We start from the raw sequence: 21,023 nt of genomic DNA, 5'->3' as shown, positions 1-21,023 counted from the left end.
AAATAAGTCTGGTTAGGAGGGGAAGGAACAAATGCATTATTCCATCAAACCGATTGCATTTGTAAATAATAATGAAAAGATATTATCGATGATAATTGGGGTTCAATCATATCAACAATTGAAATAACGAAAAATATAAATGAGGCTTCATTGAAAGGTATTGATGAATTCTCACACTTAGAAATCTTTTTTTACTTTGATAAAGTATCAGATGATAAAATTCACTATGGAGCAAGACATCCTAGAAACATTAAAGAGTATCCTGAAGTTGGAATTTTTGCTCAGAGAGGAAAAAATAAACCAAATAAATTAGGTGTAACTATTGTCGAACTTCTTGAACTAAAACAGCGAGCGATTATAGTTAAAGGATTGGATGCAATAGACGGAACTCCAATTATAGACATTAAGCCTGTAATGAAAGAATTTCTACCTAAGAATGAAGTGAGTCAACCCAATTGGTCAATCTCTTTGATGGAAAATTATTGGGGAGATTACTAGTAATTATTTCTTAAACGCAATTTAAAGTAACCTTTTACAGATTATGGAATGAAACTGGCATTAACAGGAACATTAACTCCTTTTCAATCTGCGGTGAAGAAAGAGGTTGTAAGTGATGAATACATCCAAACTATTTTAGGAAAGCTTTCTGTATGCTAAAGCTTTTTCAAAATATAATGAAATTGAGTGGAATAAATGCGATCAGTAATTACAATCATTCTTTTAACAATTACCTTGTTCATTAACTGTTCTAATGTTTTAGCAAAAGATGAAAATATGGGCATCCAGATTGAAATGCTCCCTTGGGAAAAAGTGTATGATATTTTGCCAAAGTACAGCAAGTTTACAGTATTGGATGTGGAAACAGGGAAAATGTTTAAGGTGCAGAGTCGTGCAGGATACCACCATGCGGACGTTCAGCCCTTGACTTCGAAAGATACGAAAATAATGAAAGAAATATATGGCGGAAAATGGAGCTGGAAACGAAGAGCTATTATTGTTATTCATCGCGATCAGTGGATTGCGGCTTCAATGCATGGGATGCCACATGGTCCTGGTGCATTAGAAAATGATTTTCCTGGACATTTTTGCATCCATTTTTATGGAAGTAAGACCCACAGCACAAACTCTATGGATTTATCACATAAATTAATGATTTTAAAAGCAGCAGGCAAACTTCAAGAGTATGTTACCAGCGCAGACCCATATGAACTAATTAATGCATATGTAGCTGGATTCAAGCAGCAGGATTCCCGGATAATCTCAACCATCTCCCTTCAGCAAATTGACTGGAATGAACATATTCAATCGATTGAAAATATAAATTTGAAACGTATATCTATTATTCCTGTTGAAGAACTAGTAAATAAATTAAGTCTTCAAGTGCCAGTTGAAATTGAATGGGAAAGTAATAATTCAGAAAGAAAATACTTTAAAGGAGATATTAACTTATTCCGTTTTTCCCCTGCAGATGCATGGAAAATTGATAGTATCAGGTTTTTAAAAGATAGTGGTATTAAAGGGATTTAAAAATAATAAAAATTTTTGTAGCAATCACGATGGATAAGGATGATTTTTTTAAGATACTTGTTTAAATAAAAAATACTCTGGAGAATATCTTATCCCCAGAGTATTTTCACTCATTTAAGATATGAAAAGTAGGTGAACAAAGTGGGAAAATATCAATTGGATACCAAAGGTAAGGTAGCTGTGACAAAATATCATGAAAAAAACAAGCCTTCCAAATTTGATAAAAAGCAGCAACTTGAAAAAATACGTGCGGAGTATTTGAAAAAGAAGGAAAATCAAACAGATAAATAATATGAATTAAACATAGTAAGAATGAATATAGGGTACTTTCTTCTTGAATTAACGAAGACTTTAGTCAATTAATAAACTTCAACAATGGGGCGCCTTTCTAAATAAGGAAAGCGTCTTTCTTCATGAAAAGGTGCGTTACTTAAAAAATGCGGTTGCTTTTTCTTCTTAAAATAATCTGTGTAGATTAGTTGAAAATAGTGAATAAAGATAAATATAAAGTTCACTCTAAATAAAAGAATGATTAATCGAGGAGAATATTCATGATGCCTTATGAAATAAAAAACATGATTATTGATGATGAATTTGATGGTGAAGAATTCGTGACTACTGATTTTTCTTTTCAAAATAAAGATTATAGCATTACTTTTAAAAAAGCAGACCTTGAAATAATTAATGCATGGGTATTTAAAGATGGTACGTCTCTTCCAGCAAATTTATCAGATAATATTATTGAATTAATAAGAGAAGATGTTAAAAAAAGAATCTAGTCACTTGAACTAGTTCAAATTTATTATGGTTATTTAAGAAAAGTTTTGATTATTTATATTGAGTCTCACCTAAACTAAAGGAGGCAAATATAGATTCAAACCTTGAAGAATAAATAGAGGATAAATATGAGCTCATTAGAAGGAAAGGTTAAATGAAAAACAAGCTTGGTTAATTTTCTCCAAGCTTGTCATCTTCTCGTTTTTAGTTTCCGACTACCTGCATCATAATTTTCGTTACATACTGTTCTTTCTGATTTTTTACAAGAGTATCATATACGTATTCTTCAAATACATAATCTCCTAAAGACAAATTCAGCCGTTTCATTTCTGAAAACATCTCCTCATAAGTACTGCAGATGGTTGTATCTTCTCCGATATGATAGCCAATGAGAAAATCGCCTTTTACAGCCTTAAAATATGGATAGCCTTCCTTTGGTTGAGGCTGCTCGATGTATAGATAGGTATATTTTGAATAATCTCCATTTAACACGTGTTTCCGTTTTGTAATCCCACCAATTGGAAAACCCGTATCTAATTGTGCTTCATTCAATTCTTCGATAAATTCTGAAATTACTTCGACAAATTCATCATCGGTAGTATCTTCAATGTTTCTGCTCAAATATAATGTCGCTTCAGGTAAATGTTGAAGTGTAATTTGATTGAAAGGTACACTAAGTGATTCCTCTATTATTGCGATTTTCGTCTCAATAAGTTTTTCCTTCATTTCTATTTCCTGTCGCTTTTTCCCAATTTCTTCTTTTTGTTGATACATTAAAGCTAAGAAACTTTCTGGAGATTTATTTTGCGTATACAATTGAATATCCTTCAGCGACATCCCAAGCTCTTTTAATAAATCAATCACATAGAATAACTCAATTTGGTTTAATGAATAATAACGATAACCTTTCTCATTTTTATAAATAGGAGAAAGCAGTCCAATTTGATCATAGTAAAATAATGTCTGTTTGTTTACTTTACAAAGTTTGGCAAATTCACCGGTTGTTAAATATTTTACATTTTTTTTATTCAATTTTTACATCAACACCTTGACTATATAGTTACTATATATACTAGGATAAAGTCTGTTGTAATTACAAATCAAGACTATTCGTATTGAATCGTATGTTAGGAGAAATATTAAATGAAGTCGTATCGTATGACATTAGGGTTACTATTATTGAATTTATTCATAGCATTTTTAGGTATTGGGCTTGTAATTCCTGTATTGCCTTCACTAATGAATGAATTGAATATAAATGGAACAACAATAGGGTATTTAACTGCATCTTTCGCCATTGCCCAATTAATTGTTTCGCCGTTTGCAGGAAAAGCAGTAGATCGCTTTGGTCGAAAGATTATGATTGTGATTGGCTTATTTGTTTTCGGTATTTCTGAATTTCTGTTTGGGATTGGAAAAGATATCGGAATGCTATTTTTCTCCCGGGTATTAGGAGGAATTAGTGCTGCATTTATTATGCCAGGTGTAACGGCCTATATTGCAGATATTACAAATGAAAAAACTCGCCCAAAAGCGCTCGGATATATGTCTGGTGCTATTAGTACAGGGTTTATCATCGGACCTGGGATTGGTGGATTTTTAGCGGAGTTTGGAACGCGTATTCCATTTTTCTTTGCAGGGGCATTAGGTACTTTAGCTGCAATCTTGACGATTATTTTTATTACTGAACCAGAACGTTCGACAGAAACAATAGAAACACCAGGTTCAACAAAAGAAAAGACCGGAATACAACGTGTATTTGAACCTAGATACTTTATTGCGTTTATTTTAATTTTTATTGCTTCGTTTGGCTTGGCTGCTTTTGAATCATTCTTTAGCTTATTTGTAGATCATAAGTTCCAATTCACACCGAAGGACATTGCCATAGTGATTATGGGTGGTGGTATTTTTGGAGCCATTTCGCAAGTGTTGTTATTTGATCGACTCACTAGAATTTGGGGAGAAATTAAACTAATTCGCTATAGTCTAATACTATCGGCTATCCTCGTCTTTTTAATGACGGTTGTTCATTCGTACTTTGCCATTTTACTTGTGACGTTTATAGTCTTCGTTGGCTTTGATTTATTCCGTCCAGCGGTAACAACTTACTTATCCAACATTGCTGGAAATGCACAAGGGTTTGTGGGCGGCATGAATTCTATGTTTACAAGTTTAGCAAATATTAGCGGGCCAATTCTTGGGGGCATGTTATTCGATATTGATATTAACTATCCATATTATTTTGCAACAATAGTACTCATAATTGGAATTGTAATTACTCTGTTTTGGAAGAAAAGAGAAAATACAGTGAAGGAAATTAAACCTTCAGTTGCGAATTAATAGACAAGCGTAAGCCTAATTTAAAGGTTTGCGCTTTTTTTATAAGTCATAGGATTTAGACCATTTCACATCAAGAAGTGTGTTTTGTATGTTACTAAATGTAAATTTATGAGTCTACTTATAAGAAGGATAAAAAGTATAAAAGTGTTCTACTAATCAAAAATTATCCTTAGGATCTTAGGAAAATATTAAAATACTTGGAAAGAACTTGAATAATAATACAAAATAGAAGATGATTATAGTATTAATAGTACAATTGTTCCAATAACTACATTACAGACACGAATCAAAATCAAAAGAATGTATAGAACTTCTTAAAACAAAAAAGGATTATCACTGATAAGAATATAAACATTAAAGAATGGTTTTTAAAGAAATTTATGTCACTTTTTCATTTTATATAAGGAGGATTTTAATGAGAAGAACTACAAAAAAGAAAAGTGGTAAAGGAAAGTTAATATTTTCGCTTAAAATAGCTGTGATTCTATGCGGGTCCTTATTAATTTGTTTAACAGCATATGCTATTTATTTAACAAAAAAAGCCGAAATTGCAGTGACAGATGCTTATGAGGAAATTAAGGAACGACCGATTTCTGATAAGCGTGAAACAAAAGTAGAACCAGCCAATGATAGTGTATCCATATTATTTATTGGCGTGGATGATAGTGATGAACGACAAGATAGTCGACCTCGTTCTGATGCTTTAATTTTGGCAACGTTGAATAATAACGATAGAACAATCAAAATGTTAAGTATTCCCCGAGATTCATATGTATACATACCATACGTTCAATATAAAGATAAAATTAACCATGCTCATGCATTTGGTGGAACACTTGCGTCAGTCGAAACCGTTGAACAACTATTAGATATTCCTGTTGATTATTATGTAAAGATGAATTTTAATGCATTTATTGATGTGGTTGATGCAATAGGTGGAGTTGAAGTAGAAGTACCATACGATCGATTAGAACTCGATGAAAATGATAACTATACAATTCAATTGAAAAAAGGTTGGCAAAATTTAGATGGGCGTGAAGCTTTAGCATTCGCACGAACTCGTTTACAAGATAGTGATGTTCATAGAGGGAAACGTCAGCAAGAACTATTAAAAGCAATTGCTAGTAAATCGACGAATATCACTTCGATAGGTAGTTACGGCTCTATTATTGATGCAGTCGGTTCAAACATGAAAACAGATATGACTTTTGAAGAAATGAAATCGTTTTTCTCCATTTTACTAGGTGGAATGCCTCAAATTGATACTTTGACACTAAAGGGTGGTAATGGGGAGCAACCATACACTGGTGCGTACATCTATGTCTTAGATCAACAAAATCTTATTGAAACACAAACGATTTTAAAAAGTCACCTCGGCTTAATTGAAGACTCTTCAAACTTATCAAGCACATTAGAAAAAAATGAAAGTGCAAGCTCATATGGTAATTAGGGAAGTACGGACTAATTAAATTATATGTAGTTACTAACCAATGTTTATAAAAGTGTGTTTTGGTCAAATTCGAAACATACTTTTTTATTTTTCTAAATTACTTTATGCTTATTAAATAATTGATTTACATGAAACATTTCCCAATTATTAGCGTCATCTTAATAAATGTCTTGTATTAGGAGAAGAATCATTGAAAAAAGTATTGGCAATTCTAGTGTTTATTAGTGCTTTAGTGTTAATTACTTATTTTTCAATTCAGTTATATACAAACAGCAAGCTTGATCATGTAATGGCAAAAGTGCATGAAAATAACCCTGAAATTACGAAAATAAATAAAATAAACAGTATTGGACATTGGGGAGAATGGTTTTCAGAATACGTCATACTGGTTGAAATGGACGGGGAATATTACCGTATTTGGACTACCGAAAATGGAGAAATAATGGATAAAGAACCATTATAAGATCATTATTGAAAACCTGCTCAAGATATGAAATAGCAGGTTTTCTTTTGTTTTGGTCGAAATAAGATAAATATGAGAATTAATTAAACGTTGGAGGTCCGTAAAGTAATGCATGAATTGTTCTTATATAATTGGCAAATACGAGAAGATTGGTTCCGATGGTGTGAAAGTTTATCAGAGGAAGAATTAATTCAAAAACGTGTTGGAGGTATGGGAAGCTTTCTTCATACTTTGTATCACGTAATTGATTGTGAACAAATATGGGTGAACCAAATGTTAAAAGAACCTGTCATTCAAAGGAATATGGAAGAAATAAAAAAGTTAAATGAAGTCATTGATTATTCAAACGAAATGAAAGAAAAAACCAACTTATTTTTAATAGATTACATGAATAAAAAAGAAGCTATGGATAATGTATTGAAAATCAATCGTAAAGATAGAGAACCATCCTTTTTTCCATATGACAAGGTTCTTCTTCATATATGCTTGCATGAAGTTCATCATATAGGACAGCTTTCCATTTGGGCAAGAGAACTTAATAGAAAACCAGTGTCATCAGACATTTTATTTAGAAATATAGATTTAGAGTTTATCGAATAAACAGATGAAAAATATTTGAATTAGGGAGGCAAAACACATGAGTCAATCATCGAATGTGACGGAATGTCCAAAATGTGGAGAAAATGAACTGGGAATTGGGAAACATAGTGGATACGGAACAATGTACCCTCGTGGAAAAATGAGTATAGGTTCAGAAATTCAATATCTTATTTGCACGGGGTGTGGATTTATCATTCACGGCTATGTAAAGAAGCCGGGTAGATTTAAAGGTACAATTTATTGAGTTTTGGTTGTAAATATTGACGAACTGGAGCTTTGCTCAATTAAATTAATGTATCCTTATTTAAAAAATAAAAGTAAGTAGTAAAATTTTCAGTAGTACAGATTGTCTTAATACTATGGATACTCACCTATAATGTGGTAACTGAATATCCTAATGTGGCAACTAACTTAACTAAGGAGGAAGTCCCATAGGATATTACGTTACTGTAGATTCAGGGGTAAAATTATATGTAGAAGATATAAACCCAGGTGGGAATAAGACCATTGTATTTTTACATGGCTGGCCATTAAGTCATGAACAATTTGAGTATCAATTCAATGTCTTACCACAAATGGGATACCGGTGTATCGGTGTTGACTGGAGAGGGTTTGGTAAGTCAGATAGACCGATGAGTGGTTATACTTTTAATAGACTTGCTGATGATATACGCTCATTAGTTGATGCACTTCGACTCAAAGATTTTACGTTATTAGGTCACTCAACTGGCGGTGCAATTGCCATAAGATATGTTTCTCGCCACAATGGATTTGGAGTATCCAAGCTGGTTCTTGTTGATGCGGCAGCTCCAACAGGATTTACTGCTGAAACCGCAAGTGAATTTTTGAAAAAATGCTTAAATGACCGTCCGAAAATGATGCAGGACGTAACAGATGGCTTTTTCTTTCAGTATCTTACAAAACCATTTTCAGATTGGTTTTTACAAATGGGACTACAAGCAGCTAGCTGGTCAACAGCTGCAATCATTACTACTTTAAGAGATGAAAAGCTCTATGCTGATCTACCTAACATAAATATACCTACTTTAATCATCCATGGCATTCATGACAAAGTAATCCCATTTTCACAAGCTAAAGAGATGAATCAAAAAATAAGAAATTCAAAGCTAGTCCCATTTCAATTTAGCGGGCACGGTCCTTTCTGGGAAGAACGCGATAAATTTAACCAGCTGTTAACTCAGTTTATTTAGTATTGTGCAAAAAGATAGTTTTTGAAAAGAGGTGCAAACTTGTCTCTCTTTTTTGTAATGATAATACTTTAATTTCAATAGCAAATCGTTATATAATAAACCATACAAATATGCTATTGAAGATAGGTGATCGATTGAATACTAACCAAAGAAATAATAAAAAAGAACAACACCTAGAATTTTCTATTGAAAATTTATCTAGAGCAATCTTTGTTATTAATAAACATGCAAAAGCAGCGACAAATCCTAAATTTTTATATGACTTGAAGAAAAAAGCATTAGAGAAAATGATTATAGATGGGAAAGCGGAAAAATTAGGATTACATTTTTCAAGAAACCCAAAACTTTCAAGACAAACATCGACAGTTTTAATTTCCTGTGGAGATTATTTATTTCACCTTCCTCCAACAAAAGAAGATTTCCAAACTTTACCACACCTAGGAGGTTTAGATGAGGAACAAAGAAACCCAAAAACTAACTTTTCTCTGAAACAAGCGAAAACTTTACTTATTGCTTATACAGGTATGAAAGAGCCTCAACCAACAAATCCCTACGCTTCTTCCACAACGAAAAAATATATTTCACCATTTGCTAAACGTTTTGGTGAACGGTAAACACATACATTACTTCGCCTTATGTATTGACCAAAGAAAAATGGACTGTTCCATATGTCTATTTGACATTGGTTCAGACCATTCGTAATAACTATTTATTAACCAGCACGTAAACGAGTTTGTTTCTGCAGGGAAGGTCCTTTTTTACTAGTCCCAAAAGTGACCTTTTTTCTGTTTCCAAAAAGATATAAGACTAAAATAATTACCATTATCGCTGCAGTAAAAGAGAACATCATGCCGTATCCAACTCGACCTGCTAAAATTCCAAGTAGTACTGAACCAATCGCCATACCTGAATCGATAAAAATTAAAAGCATGGAATTGGCAGTTGCCTTTTTTTCAGGTGGAACGAGAGTTAATGCCCAAGCTTGAGAAATCGGATGGATAACTGCAAAAGCGATTCCGAATAATACTCCTGCAACTATAACCATCCACATACTAGCAGCGAAGCCGAGTAAGAGTAAACCTGCTGCTCCGGAACTCGCTGCTGGAATGATTAAAATTCTGTGACCGAATCGATCGAATATTTTACCAGAAAAGGCACGGACAACGACCATTGCAATCCCTTGAGCAATAAAAAATTGAGAAATACTACCGCCTACATTTATTTCTTTCCCAAACGCGCCCATAAAATTAACAGTACCTGCTATGGTCATATAATTGAATGACACCAAAATACAGGGAAGTAGGACACGTTTATCAAACATATACTTATAAAAAGGTTCATTTTTAGTTTCTTGCGGGCTTGCTTCTTCTTTACTAACAGGACTATTTTTAGTAAATAAACTACAAACAAAAGAAAAAGCCATCAGTCCCAGGGTTAGCATTAACATTGACTGAAAGGAATAATTCGAAAGATAAGAAATTGCGATTAAAGGTCCAATTGTCGTTCCAACGCTCGTTGACATAGCGAAAAACACAATTCCTTCACCCAGTCGAGATTTAGGAACAATATTACTAGACATGGTAAAGACTAATGTTGTAAGCATACAAAAGCCAATTCCTTGGAGTGCGCGGATGAATATTAAAAACCAAATAGCATCACTTAAAAAGGTAAGACCTATAGTACCTATAAAATAAATCATGGAAATTATAAGGAGCAATTTCATATTAACTTTTTGAATAATGACGCTAGCAAAGAAGCGAGTAATCAGAGATGCTGTCATTAAGGTCGTGGTCATGATGCCAGCAATCGTAGGATTATCACTAATAGATGAAACAAAAATAGGAAAACCTGCGGTAATCATATAAAAAGAAGCAAACATTACTAAAGATAAAGCAATAATTATGACATATTGGTTTGTCCAAAGTTTTACTTTAATTTTTCCCATTTAAAAGACCGCCTTCCAAGGCTATTTAGTAAAAATTAATGATTAGTAAGTCTAAAGAGTTACTTTTTAAATCATTACAAACTTATTCTTTCCTGATTTTTAAAATATATAAAGTTGTTTTTCGCCATAGATTTTTGTCTAATAATTTTAATTAGTGAAATATTTTACTAGACTAAGCTTTTAACAAATGGTATATTTTTCCCAACATCATCCTAGATTATAGCCTAATATAAATTAGCAGATTAGGGAGTGATATAGGAGGTAAGGAACTTGAAGCAGTCAGTAAAAGAAAGAATTATTGAAACCGCACTCGATTTATTTCAGCAAAAGGGGTACCACGGAGTAACAATCGATGAAATAGTTGAAAAAGCTAAAACCTCAAAAGGAGGTTTTTATCACAATTTTAAGTCGAAGGATTCGTTACTTTACGAAATACACGATATATTTATTTCCCATGTATTAGCAGAAACAAAACAAGTATACGAAAGTTATGATTCTCCAATTTTAAGATTATATAATATGCTTGTTTCATTTACGCATGTTTTTGACGTATACAATAGACATATCACTGTTTTTTATGATGAAAGTGCCTATTTACAAGATGAGTATAAAGACACTATATATCAAAAAAGAAAAGAATATCGTAAACTCATTGAAAGAGTAATTGATGACGGCAAAGAAAGTAAACATTTTCGATCAGAAATTTCGACTAGTATTACAACAATGGCTATCATCGGATTAGTTAACTGGACATATAAATGGTATAAGAGTGAAGGTCCATTATCTATGGAAGAGATTACAGCCTATTTTAATGATATTGTTTTACGTGGGATTGTTACTGAAGTGGGGTTAAACGAAGCCAAAGAGCTACAATTAATTCGTTTAGGGGAAAATAACTAGTTAAAAACTAGTTTTTTTAAAACATATTACAGACCGACTAGTCGGTCTTAAAAGGGGAAAGGGGATTTTTCACAATGAACTTTGATTTAACAAAAGAACAACAAATGGTTCGGGATATGGTTCGTGAATTTGCACAGGCAGAAATTGCACCACATGCTAGGGAGCTAGACGAAAAGCACGCTTTCCGTAAAGAAAGTTTCGATAAAATGGCAGACCTTGGACTGTTTGGTATTCCATTTCCTGAAAAATATGGAGGATCTGATGGCGATACAGTTTCGTATGCACTAGCAGTAGAAGAAATTGGTCGTGCATGTGGTGGAACAGGGTTGTCTTACGCTGCCGCGGTAAGTCTAGGAGCTACACCGTTCTATAATTTCGGTACAGAAGAACAAAAGCAAGAATTTTTAGTTCCAATGGCGCAAGGGAAAACACTTGGCTCATTCGGTTTAACAGAACCTAATGCTGGATCAGACGCAGGAGGCACTAGAACGAAAGCACATTTAGATGGGAACGAATGGGTTATCAATGGGGAGAAATGTTGGATTACCAATGCGAGCTATGCGCGACAAGTTGTTGTAACAGCTGTAACAGGTCAAGACGACCGCGGTAAGAATATCATTACAGCAATCATTGTACCAACTGATACTCCTGGAGTAACGATTCGTTCGGATTATCAAAAAATGGGCGTTCGAGCATCAAATACGTGTGAAATTGTATTGCAGAGTGTACGTGTTCCGAAAGAAAATGTGTTAGGTGATGAGAAGAAAGGATTCGGTCAATTTTTAAATACATTAGATGGTGGACGCATTTCGATTGCTGCACTTTCAGTTGGTATCGCCCAAGCTGCATTTGAAAAAGCGTTAAAATATTCAAAGGAACGAGTACAGTTTGGTCAACAAATATCAAAATTACAAGCTATCCAATTTAAATTAGCAGATATGGCCATGGAAATTGAATTAGCACGAAACATGGTGTTCAAAGCTGCATGGCTTAAGGACAATGGCAAATCATTTAAAAAGGAAGCAGCATATGCGAAACTGTTCGCATCTGAAATGGGCTTTAGAACATGTAATCAGGCGATACAAATACACGGTGGTTACGGCTATATGGCGGAATATGATGTAGAACGCCACCTACGTGATATTAAGTTAATGGAAATTGGTGAAGGGACTTCAGAAATTCAACGAGTAGTTATATCAAGACAACTCGGCTGCTAATACATGAAGGGTGGAATCAACATGTTTTCTAAAGTGTTAATCGCTAATCGTGGTGAAATTGCACGCCGCATTATTCGAACTTGCGACAAACTTGGTATTGATACAGTAGCTGTGTATTCAGAGGCAGATGCTGAAAGTTTACATGTTAAAGAGGCGACAGAAAGCTATTGCATTGGGAAACCTCCCGTTGCACAGAGCTATTTAAATATTGATGCAATTATAGAGGTAGCAAAAAAATCTGGTGCACAAGCAATTCATCCAGGATATGGCTTGTTATCTGAAAACGCGAATTTTGCAAAACGTGTAGAAGATGCAGGTCTTGTATTCATTGGCCCAACATCAGATGTAATCCAAGCAATGGGGAGTAAGATTGAGGCACGCAAAACGATGGAGCTTGCTGGAGTTCCGATTATTCAAGGCGTTAATGATCCAATTGCAAATGTAGATGAAGCAGTTAAAACTTCGGAGGATATCGGATATCCTGTGATGTTAAAAGCATCAGCAGGTGGCGGAGGTATCGGAATGCAACTTGTTGATAGCGAAGATGAACTTCGTAAAGCCTTTGAAGGAAATCAAAAACGGGCACAAAGCTTTTTCGGCGATGGCACGATGTTTATCGAAAAATATATAGACCAGCCACACCATGTGGAAGTGCAAGTATTGGCGGATAAGCACGGAAATGTCGTTCCGGTTTTTGAAAGAGAATGCTCGATACAACGCCGTAATCAAAAAGTAGTAGAAGAAGCTCCGTCACCATTCATATCAGAGGAAACTAGACAAAAAATGCTCAATGCAGCAGTAGATGCAGCAAAGCATATTGGCTACACGAATGCAGGGACAATCGAGTTTTTAGTAGATAGTCAGCAAAACTTTTATTTCTTAGAGATGAACACACGATTACAAGTAGAACACCCTGTGACTGAAGAAATTACAGGTTTGGATTTAGTCGAGCAGCAATTGAAAGTAGCTAATGGTGAAACTTTGGCATTTACTCGAGAAAGTCTAAACCGAAACGGACATTCAATCGAAGTGCGCATTTATGCAGAAAATCCAATAACTTTTTTCCCGTCGCCAGGGAAAATTACACATCTACAATTACCAAAGGGAGATGGAATTCGGCATGAAGTAGCAATTGGATCAGGCAGTGTCGTGACACCGTTCTATGATCCAATGATTGGGAAATTGATAGTGTTTGGGCAGACAAGAAGTGAGGCTTGTGTGAAATTGGCGGATGCTTTAAGAAATTATGTAATTGAGGGGATTCAAACTAATATTCCGATGTTACTTGATATTGTCACGCATCCACAATTTATAGAAGGAGTAACGACAACTAAATTTGTAGAAGAATATTATTTATCAAAATAAAAACATAGGAAGGAGAAAGGGCCCGATAAACTGAAATATACAATATCAAATTGCAAAGGGCCATTTCTTCTACTTATTAAATTCAATGGAGGGGTAATTATGACAATAGTTAAAGCTACTATGGCAGGTACAGTATGGAAAGTGTTAGTTCAAGAAGGGGAGCAAGTTGAAGCTGGTCAAGATGTTGTTATCTTAGAGTCTATGAAAATGGAGATTCCAATTGCAACAGAAGTAGCTGGTACAGTAAAGCGCATTATTGCAGCAGAAGGGGACTTCATCAATAGTGATGATGATTTAGTAGAAATCGAGTAAGGGAGACTTGTATATGGATGTTCCAAAGCGAGTTCAACTAAAGGAAGTAGGCCCACGCGACGGATTACAAAATGAAAATGCCTTTATTCCAACAGCTGAAAAAGTAAAGTTAATCGATTGTTTAAGTGAGACAGGACTCGATTATATCGAAGTGACGAGCTTCGTTCATCCAAAATGGATTCCACAATTAGCCGATGCGGTCGATGTGTTAAAAGCCATTAAACGGAATCCTAATGTAACGTATGCAGCACTTGTCCCGAATGTTAAAGGACTCGAGCGAGCGTTAGAAAGCAATGTAGATGAAGTCAGCATATTTATGTCGGCAAGCGAAGGTCATAACCATGCGAATATAAATAAATCGATTGATGAAACCTTTCCAATTCTCAAGGAAGTTGTTGATGGTGCTTTAGCCGCAGGTAAAACAGTACGTGGCTATATCTCAACAGTGATTGCTTGTCCATATGACGGGTATACAGAGCCAGCACAAGTATTACGAATAGCTGATAAGCTTTTCGAAATGGGGGTTTCTGAAATTTCTTTAGGTGACACGATTGGGATAGGCGTACCAACACAAGTAGATATATTGCTAAAGGAATTGTTGCGATACTTTAAAACGGATCAGCTTTCGATGCATTTCCATGATACAAGAGGAACAGCACTTGCAAATACCGTAGTCAGTTTAATGCATGGTATATCGAAATTTGATAGTGCGATTGGTGGATTAGGTGGTTGTCCGTACGCGAAAGGTGCTTCGGGAAATGTAGCAACTGAGGATTTATTATATATGTTACAAGAAATGAGAATCGATACTGGGGTGCAACTGGATCGCATAACTGATGCAGCACTTTCTGTGGAAGAAGTTATAGGGAGAAAATTATCCTCAAAGCAAGTAATGATTGCACATGGGGGGAAACAATCATGACAAACTTTGTAAATGTAACACTAGAAGATGGAATTGCAATCGTAACGCTCATGAGATCAGAAGCAGCAAATGCACTTTCAATTCAAATGTTACATGAAATTAATGAAGAGTTAGAAAAAATCCAATACGACCGTTCCATTCGAGTTGTTATTGTAACCGGCGATGGAGAAAAGGCGTTTTGCGCGGGAGCAGATTTAAAAGAACGTAAAGGTATGAGTGAAGAACAAGTACGCCAAACCGTTGCATTAATTGGACTTACAGTTAATCACTTTGAATTACTGGCACAGCCAGTTATTGCAGCTATTAATGGTGTCGCTTTTGGTGGTGGGTTGGAATTGGCACTTGCTTGTGATATTAGAATTGCAAGTAGCAATGCTAAAGTTGGCTTAACTGAAACGGCGCTTGGCATTATTCCAGGAGCCGGTGGAACTCAACGTTTACCTCGTTTAATAGGGGTAGGAAAGGCAAAGGAGCTAATTTTTACTGCTCGTCGAATAACAGCTGATGAAGCGTTGGCGTACGGCATAGTGGAGAAGGTTGTTCCTGCTAAAGATTTACTTGAGGAAGCCAAAGCGCTTGCAGCTGAAATGGCGAAAAATGCCCCACTTTCACTTATTCAGGCAAAAGTTGCGATCAATCAAGGGATACAAACAGATATTACGACGGGCTTACAAATTGAATCATTAGCTTATAGCCGTCTGCTTTATACAGAGGACCGTTTAGAAGGACTAAGAGCTTTCCAGGAAAAGCGCTCGCCTTTATATAGAGGTAAATAAAAGGGGGATGGGAAAAATGGCAAATCTTTCAGTTGATAATAAACATCAAAACTATGAAGAAGCTATAAAAAAAGGTGGACACGAAAAATATCACGCAAAAAATAAAGAACAAGGAAAACTGTTCGTTCGCGAACGACTAGAATTACTATTCGATGAAGGTTTACTAGTGGAAGATGGTGCATTTGCGAACATACTTGCTGGAGACCTACCTGCAGATGGCGTTGTAACTGGTATTGGAAAAATTCACGGAAGAACTGTATGTGTAATGGCGAATGATTCAACAGTGAAAGCTGGCTCTTGGGGTGCACATACTGTTGAAAAAATTATTCGCATTCAAGAAACTGCGGAAAAGTTAAGTGTACCTTTACTCTATTTAGTAGATTCAGCAGGTGCACGAATTACTGATCAAATTGAAATGTTCCCAGGGCGCAGAGGCGCTGGGCGAATTTTTTACAATCAAGTAAGATTGTCAGGAAGAATCCCACAAATTTGTTTACTGTTTGGACCATCAGCAGCAGGTGGTGCGTATATCCCTGCATTTTGTGATGTTGTTGTCATGGTAGAGGGGAATGCCTCTATGTATTTAGGCTCGCCACGTATGGCCGAAATGGTAATTGGAGAGAAGGTAGATCTTGAAACGATGGGCGGCGCTAGAATGCATTGCACGGTTTCAGGCTGTGGAGACGTATTAGCAAAATCGGAGGAAGAAGCAATTAGCTATGCACGTCGATACATTAGTTACTTCCCAGCCAACTTTAAAAATAAGCCAAATTTAGAAACCCCAAAAGTACCAGCGTCGTTTGAAAAGACGATTGATGAAATTATACCTAAAAATCAAAACGCAGCATTTAATATGTATGATCTAATCGACCGTATTATCGATGAGGATTCGTTTTGTGAAGTTAAGAAATTATTTGCGCCTGAGATTATCACAGGATTAGCTCGTATTAATGGGCAATCGGTTGGTATTATTGCAAATCAACCTCGTGTAAAGGGTGGAGTGTTATTCCACGATTCAGCTGACAAAGCAGCAAAGTTTATATCACTTTGTGATGCATTCCATATTCCATTAATTTTCTTAGCAGATGTGCCAGGCTTTATGATTGGTACGCAAGTAGAAAAGTTAGGGATCATTCGTCATGGAGCGAAGATGATTTTTGCAATGAGTGAGGCAACTGTTCCAAAAATTACAGTCATTGTGCGCAAAGCATATGGTGCGGGGCTTTATGCGATGGCTGGTCCAGCATTTGAACCCGATGTATGTATTGCGCTGACAGGTGCACAAATTGCAGTAATGGGACCTGAGGCAGCAGTAAATGCCGTTTATGCAAACAAAATTGCAGAAATGCCAAAAGATGAACAAGCAAGTTTTATTGAAAATAAAAGAAATGAATATCGCGAAGAAATTGATATTTACAAACTAGCTTCAGAACTAATAATTGATGAAGTCATCGAACCTAATAAATTAAGAGAAGTGCTAGAAAAGCGAATCGAAGTTTATAAATCTAAAGAATTAGATAGTGTAAATAAAAAACATGGAGTTCGCCCAGTATAATTTTTTCTTTATGTACCAGTCACACAAACTATCTGAACGATTCAGAAAAAGTTTATGTGCCTGGTACTTTTTAAATAACCTCATTTTGAACCATATTATTTACGATTCCTCCTCTTTTCTTTGGAAATATACTTCAGTTACCTCCCATTAAATATAACCTTGACTAGTTAGTCTAACCTTAGAATCACTTGAGTCTTTGTTATTTGTCGATAGCCACTTAAATACGTGATAAAATAAGCACTAGTAATAATTAACGAGATTTCTAGCACAAATCGCATGGAAGGGGCGGGATGCATGGACATTAAAATCAATCATAAAATCATTAAAGAAATATGTGGTACCGTCTCCTATAAAAGAGGCGATTCTTATTACAAAGCAAATAAAGTAAAAATTAACGATTATAGTTCAAATCTATGTACAGCTACTGTCCTTGGAGCAGAAGAATTCCTTGTCACAATCGAAAATGAATCTGGGCATATTCAGGCATCATGCAGCTGTCCTAGTCTTGAGAATTTTAGCAAGAATTGTCAGCATGTTGCGGCTGTTTTACTGGCCATTTTTGAAAAGAAACGGCTAGGGAATCAATCAACAGAAACACTTGATATACACTCGCATGAAAGACCACTGTCAGACGGCATCATGACACTTTTTCAGGACGAACCGATTCGAAAAAGTCGTCATCAGCTTCATTTTGAAAACAGACATGTACTTGACGTTAGGTTTATACTTAAACCTTTCTCAATTGGAAAAGGGCAATGTTTGTTTGGAGTAGAGACATACATAGGACAAACTAAAATCTCACAGATTCGATCATTTCTTCAACACGTAAAGTTAGGAAATTTATGCGCATTAACGTCAACCCTAACCTTTGACCCAAACAAACATTGTTTTAGCAATGAAGTTGACGCTGTTTTCCATCAATTAATTCGAGTAGCTCGTGATGAATTGACTTTTATAAATGCTTTACCGAATGACACATCCAAATTAGTCGGGAATGATGTATTACTTGTACCGCCATCTGTTTGGGGTGGACTTATCCCTTTACTCGAACAAACACCCGACACATTGATTGTGCAAGATGGACAAGCAACCCAACCATTACGTTTAGTTGATGGAGCGCCACCTTTACAATTTTTAGTAGATTCAATTGATGCTGAATTTCGATTGACTATAAGAGGGTTCGAACAAATATTGATTTTTAGTGCTTATAATGCGGTTTTGAGTGATGGCCAAGTTTTTCAGTTAGAAGGACAAGATTGTGAACGTCTAACTGAACTACAGCAAATGCTTATAGCACCAAGTAAGAATTCTATAACAATTCCACATGAACAAATAGACTTATTTTTTAACAAAGTAGTACCTGGATTGAGGAAGATTGGCCAGGTTCAAATATCTGAACAGGTAACAGAGGAAATGAGGAAAACTCCACTGGTCGCTAAGATTTATTTGGATCGCCTACATAATAAACTCCTTGTAGGTTTAGAATTTCATTATGACCATGTAGTTATTCAACCATTAGAACAGTCTGATCAGCCAAAAGGTCCAATGATTATTAGAGATTATAAGAAGGAACTAGAAATCATAAAAATGATGGACGAAAGTGGATTTATGAAAACGGATGGCGGATATTTTATGCAAAATGAAGAATTCGAGTTTGACTTTTTAAATGATGTATTACCAAAGCTCCAATCACTTGCACAGATTTATGCTACCACCGCTGTTCGCAATCGACTAGTCAAAAAAAGTGCATTCCCAAAAATTACCGTAAAGGTTAACAAAGAACGAACAAATTGGTTAGAATTTAAATTTGAGATGGATGGTGTTTCAGATAAACAAGTGAAGGAAATTTTACAAGCACTTGCAATAAAACAGAAATATTATCGTCTACCTAATGACTCTTTACTATCTCTTACAACAAGAGAAATGGAAGAAATTCAAACCTTCCTACAGGCAGGACCGATTCAAGATGACGGGATCGAAACCACTTTTAATATGCCAATTATGGAAAGCTTGAAATTTCTCGAGTTGATAGATGAGAGTGAAGTGTTTACACCAGAGGAATCATTCCAACAGTTTCTTGATCAATTGCTTCATCCAGAGATGTTGGATTTTGAAATACCACAAAGCTTAGAAGGGGTCTTAAGAGACTATCAAATTCAAGGATTTAAATGGTTGAAAGCTCTCGCAACCTACGGATTTGGTGGAGTATTAGCCGATGATATGGGACTTGGGAAAACGGTACAAAGTATAGCCTTTATAGAATCAGAAATAGCAAACATACGGGTTTCTAAGAAGCCGGTTTTGATTGTATGTCCATCCTCCTTAACTTATAACTGGTTGCATGAAATTATGAAATTTGCACCTAACCTTCAATCAATCATAATGGATGGGGAACTAAAAGTTCGAAAAGACCTACAACAATCTATTGTGAATAGTGAAGTATCCGTCCTAATTACATCTTATCCGTTACTACGACAAGATATTGCATGGTATGAAAAACAAACATTTCATACGGTGTTCTTTGATGAAGCGCAGGTCTTTAAAAATCCAACAACTCAAACGGCCCGTGCTGTTAAAAAGATAAAAGCTGATAACCGATTTGCACTGACAGGAACACCAATCGAAAATAGTGAGGTAGAGTTGTGGTCAATTTATCATGTTGTTTTCCCGCAACTTTTCCAAGGATTAGAAGAATACAGTTATCTAACAAGAAAAGCAATTGCGGGTAGAGTTCGTCCATTTTTACTTCGTCGAGTAAAGGAGGATGTGCTTGAGGAGTTACCGGCTAAAAATGAAGAACTAGGTGTATCAGAGCTACTACCTGAACAAAAACAACTGTATGCAGCATTTTTGGCAAAGCTTCGTTTTGATGCATTGAAGCACCTTGATAAAGAAACCTTTAATAAAAATCGAATTCGCATATTAGCAGGCTTGACGAGATTGCGACAAATTTGTTGTCATCCTTCTTTGTTTGTCGATGGCTATAAGGGAAGCTCTGCAAAATTTGAGCAGCTACTCCAAATACTTGAGGAATCCAGACTTTCTGGAAGAAGAGTGTTGATTTTCTCACAGTTTACAAAAATGATAGAACTAATTGGTCGCGAAATTACTATCCGCAACCAGTCGTATTTTTACCTTGACGGTCAAACACCTTCAGAAGAACGAGTGGAACTATGTAATCGATTTAATGCCGGTGAGCGTGATGTGTTTTTAATCTCATTAAAAGCAGGAGGAACAGGGTTAAATTTAACGGGTGCAGATACAGTTATACTATATGATTTGTGGTGGAATCCAGCTGTAGAGGAACAAGCGACAAGCCGTGCGCACCGAATGGGCCAGAAAAATACTGTACAGGTCATTAAACTTGTAGCCCGTGGTACGATTGAAGAAAAAATGAATGAGCTACAAGAAAAAAAGAAAAATCTCATATCAGACATTCTCGAATTTGAAGATAAAACGTCAACAACTCTAACGGAAGAAGATATACGGGAGATTTTAATGATTTAATTGTTTGTGTTCCTGACAACGTTTTACACAAACAAACATTAATAACGTAATAAGTTAAAATGGACAATTAGAATCTAAAAGAGAGCATTAACCGAGAGGTTAATGCTCTCAGATTGTCGACAAAAGGTCATCAAAATGCTTTTCATTTTGATGACC

20 protein-coding genes and 1 pseudogene are annotated in these 21,023 nt (G+C 35.5%); 19 read left to right on the top strand and 2 right to left on the bottom strand.

Annotated features, from left to right (window positions below; translation table 11 throughout):
* Positions 1 to 31: 31 nt before the first annotated feature.
* The 4 genes and pseudogenes from CD29_RS15775 (at position 32) to CD29_RS15760 (ending at position 2,306) form a co-directional block, all read left to right on the top strand.
* A pseudogene (locus CD29_RS15775) lies at positions 32 to 498 on the top strand (SAM-dependent methyltransferase).
* 195 nt (positions 499 to 693) lie between these two features.
* Complete coding sequence (locus tag CD29_RS15770; protein WP_036188988.1) at positions 694 to 1,527, top strand: hypothetical protein; 834 nt, start codon at positions 694 to 696, stop codon at positions 1,525 to 1,527.
* A 141-nt stretch (positions 1,528 to 1,668) separates the two neighbouring features.
* Entirely contained in the window at positions 1,669 to 1,818 is a 150-nt protein-coding gene (locus CD29_RS20520) for a hypothetical protein (RefSeq protein ID WP_036188987.1), read from the top strand.
* Between the two features lie 260 nt (positions 1,819 to 2,078).
* On the top strand, positions 2,079 to 2,306 hold the full coding sequence (locus CD29_RS15760; RefSeq protein ID WP_036188984.1) for a hypothetical protein: 228 nt from the start codon (positions 2,079 to 2,081) through the stop codon (positions 2,304 to 2,306).
* 202 nt (positions 2,307 to 2,508) lie between these two features.
* Here the strand turns inward: CD29_RS15760 and CD29_RS15755 are convergent, their stop codons facing one another.
* Entirely contained in the window at positions 2,509 to 3,336 is an 828-nt protein-coding gene (locus CD29_RS15755) for a MerR family transcriptional regulator (RefSeq protein ID WP_036188981.1), read from the bottom strand.
* A gap of 111 nt (positions 3,337 to 3,447) precedes the next feature.
* Here CD29_RS15755 and norA point away from each other — a divergent pair, with 111 nt between their 5' ends.
* The 7 genes from norA (at position 3,448) to CD29_RS15720 (ending at position 8,982) form a co-directional block, all read left to right on the top strand.
* Positions 3,448 to 4,644: a multidrug efflux MFS transporter NorA gene (gene norA / locus CD29_RS15750; RefSeq protein ID WP_036188978.1), complete on the top strand. Its 1,197-nt coding sequence runs from the start codon at positions 3,448 to 3,450 to the stop codon at positions 4,642 to 4,644.
* A gap of 415 nt (positions 4,645 to 5,059) precedes the next feature.
* The gene (locus tag CD29_RS15745) at positions 5,060 to 6,094 is read left to right on the top strand and encodes an LCP family protein (protein ID WP_036188975.1); all 1,035 of its coding nucleotides are present in this window, start codon (positions 5,060 to 5,062) and stop codon (positions 6,092 to 6,094) included.
* Positions 6,095 to 6,284: 190 nt separating this feature from the next.
* Complete coding sequence (locus tag CD29_RS15740) at positions 6,285 to 6,557, top strand: hypothetical protein (protein ID WP_036188972.1); 273 nt, start codon at positions 6,285 to 6,287, stop codon at positions 6,555 to 6,557.
* A 108-nt stretch (positions 6,558 to 6,665) separates the two neighbouring features.
* Entirely contained in the window at positions 6,666 to 7,157 is a 492-nt protein-coding gene (locus CD29_RS15735; RefSeq protein ID WP_036188968.1) for a DinB family protein, read from the top strand.
* Between the two features lie 37 nt (positions 7,158 to 7,194).
* Positions 7,195 to 7,401 (top strand): hypothetical protein, encoded by a 207-nt coding sequence (locus CD29_RS15730; protein WP_036188966.1) that lies wholly within the window; start codon positions 7,195 to 7,197, stop codon positions 7,399 to 7,401.
* Between the two features lie 187 nt (positions 7,402 to 7,588).
* Positions 7,589 to 8,368 carry an alpha/beta fold hydrolase gene (locus CD29_RS15725; protein WP_036188962.1) on the top strand — a complete coding sequence of 260 codons (780 nt, stop codon included), beginning with the start codon at positions 7,589 to 7,591 and terminating at the stop codon, positions 8,366 to 8,368.
* 110 nt (positions 8,369 to 8,478) lie between these two features.
* On the top strand, positions 8,479 to 8,982 hold the full coding sequence (locus CD29_RS15720) for a YkyB family protein (protein ID WP_052124206.1): 504 nt from the start codon (positions 8,479 to 8,481) through the stop codon (positions 8,980 to 8,982).
* Positions 8,983 to 9,080: 98 nt separating this feature from the next.
* Here CD29_RS15720 and CD29_RS15715 read toward each other — a convergent pair whose 3' ends face one another.
* Positions 9,081 to 10,313, bottom strand: coding sequence for an MFS transporter (locus CD29_RS15715; RefSeq protein ID WP_081976294.1), 1,233 nt, complete (start codon positions 10,311 to 10,313; stop codon positions 9,081 to 9,083).
* A gap of 270 nt (positions 10,314 to 10,583) precedes the next feature.
* Here CD29_RS15715 and CD29_RS15710 point away from each other — a divergent pair, with 270 nt between their 5' ends.
* From CD29_RS15710 to CD29_RS15675, 8 genes are all read left to right on the top strand, one after another.
* Positions 10,584 to 11,213 (top strand): TetR/AcrR family transcriptional regulator, encoded by a 630-nt coding sequence (locus tag CD29_RS15710; RefSeq protein ID WP_036188956.1) that lies wholly within the window; start codon positions 10,584 to 10,586, stop codon positions 11,211 to 11,213.
* A gap of 74 nt (positions 11,214 to 11,287) precedes the next feature.
* Positions 11,288 to 12,430: an acyl-CoA dehydrogenase family protein gene (locus tag CD29_RS15705; protein WP_036188954.1), complete on the top strand. Its 1,143-nt coding sequence runs from the start codon at positions 11,288 to 11,290 to the stop codon at positions 12,428 to 12,430.
* A 21-nt stretch (positions 12,431 to 12,451) separates the two neighbouring features.
* Entirely contained in the window at positions 12,452 to 13,795 is a 1,344-nt protein-coding gene (locus CD29_RS15700) for an acetyl-CoA carboxylase biotin carboxylase subunit (RefSeq protein ID WP_036188951.1), read from the top strand.
* 99 nt (positions 13,796 to 13,894) lie between these two features.
* The gene (locus CD29_RS15695; protein ID WP_036188948.1) at positions 13,895 to 14,107 is read left to right on the top strand and encodes an acetyl-CoA carboxylase biotin carboxyl carrier protein subunit; all 213 of its coding nucleotides are present in this window, start codon (positions 13,895 to 13,897) and stop codon (positions 14,105 to 14,107) included.
* A 13-nt stretch (positions 14,108 to 14,120) separates the two neighbouring features.
* Complete coding sequence (locus tag CD29_RS15690) at positions 14,121 to 15,029, top strand: hydroxymethylglutaryl-CoA lyase (protein WP_036188945.1); 909 nt, start codon at positions 14,121 to 14,123, stop codon at positions 15,027 to 15,029.
* Positions 15,026 to 15,805 carry an enoyl-CoA hydratase gene (locus CD29_RS15685; protein WP_036188943.1) on the top strand — a complete coding sequence of 260 codons (780 nt, stop codon included), beginning with the start codon at positions 15,026 to 15,028 and terminating at the stop codon, positions 15,803 to 15,805. The genes CD29_RS15690 and CD29_RS15685 overlap by 4 nt, the downstream gene beginning before the upstream one ends.
* Positions 15,806 to 15,821: 16 nt before the next feature.
* Positions 15,822 to 17,360, top strand: a complete 1,539-nt coding sequence (locus tag CD29_RS15680; RefSeq protein ID WP_081976293.1) for an acyl-CoA carboxylase subunit beta — start codon at positions 15,822 to 15,824, stop codon at positions 17,358 to 17,360.
* 294 nt (positions 17,361 to 17,654) lie between these two features.
* Positions 17,655 to 20,867, top strand: coding sequence for a DEAD/DEAH box helicase (locus CD29_RS15675; RefSeq protein WP_036188938.1), 3,213 nt, complete (start codon positions 17,655 to 17,657; stop codon positions 20,865 to 20,867).
* Positions 20,868 to 21,023: the final 156 nt, after the last annotated feature.

This window comes from Ureibacillus manganicus DSM 26584 (genome assembly GCF_000772945.1).
Taxonomy (GTDB): Bacteria; Bacillota; Bacilli; order Bacillales_A; family Planococcaceae; genus Ureibacillus; species Ureibacillus manganicus.
Note: the sequence above shows the minus strand (reverse complement) of the source record. Positions and strands in the feature narration are given on the sequence as shown.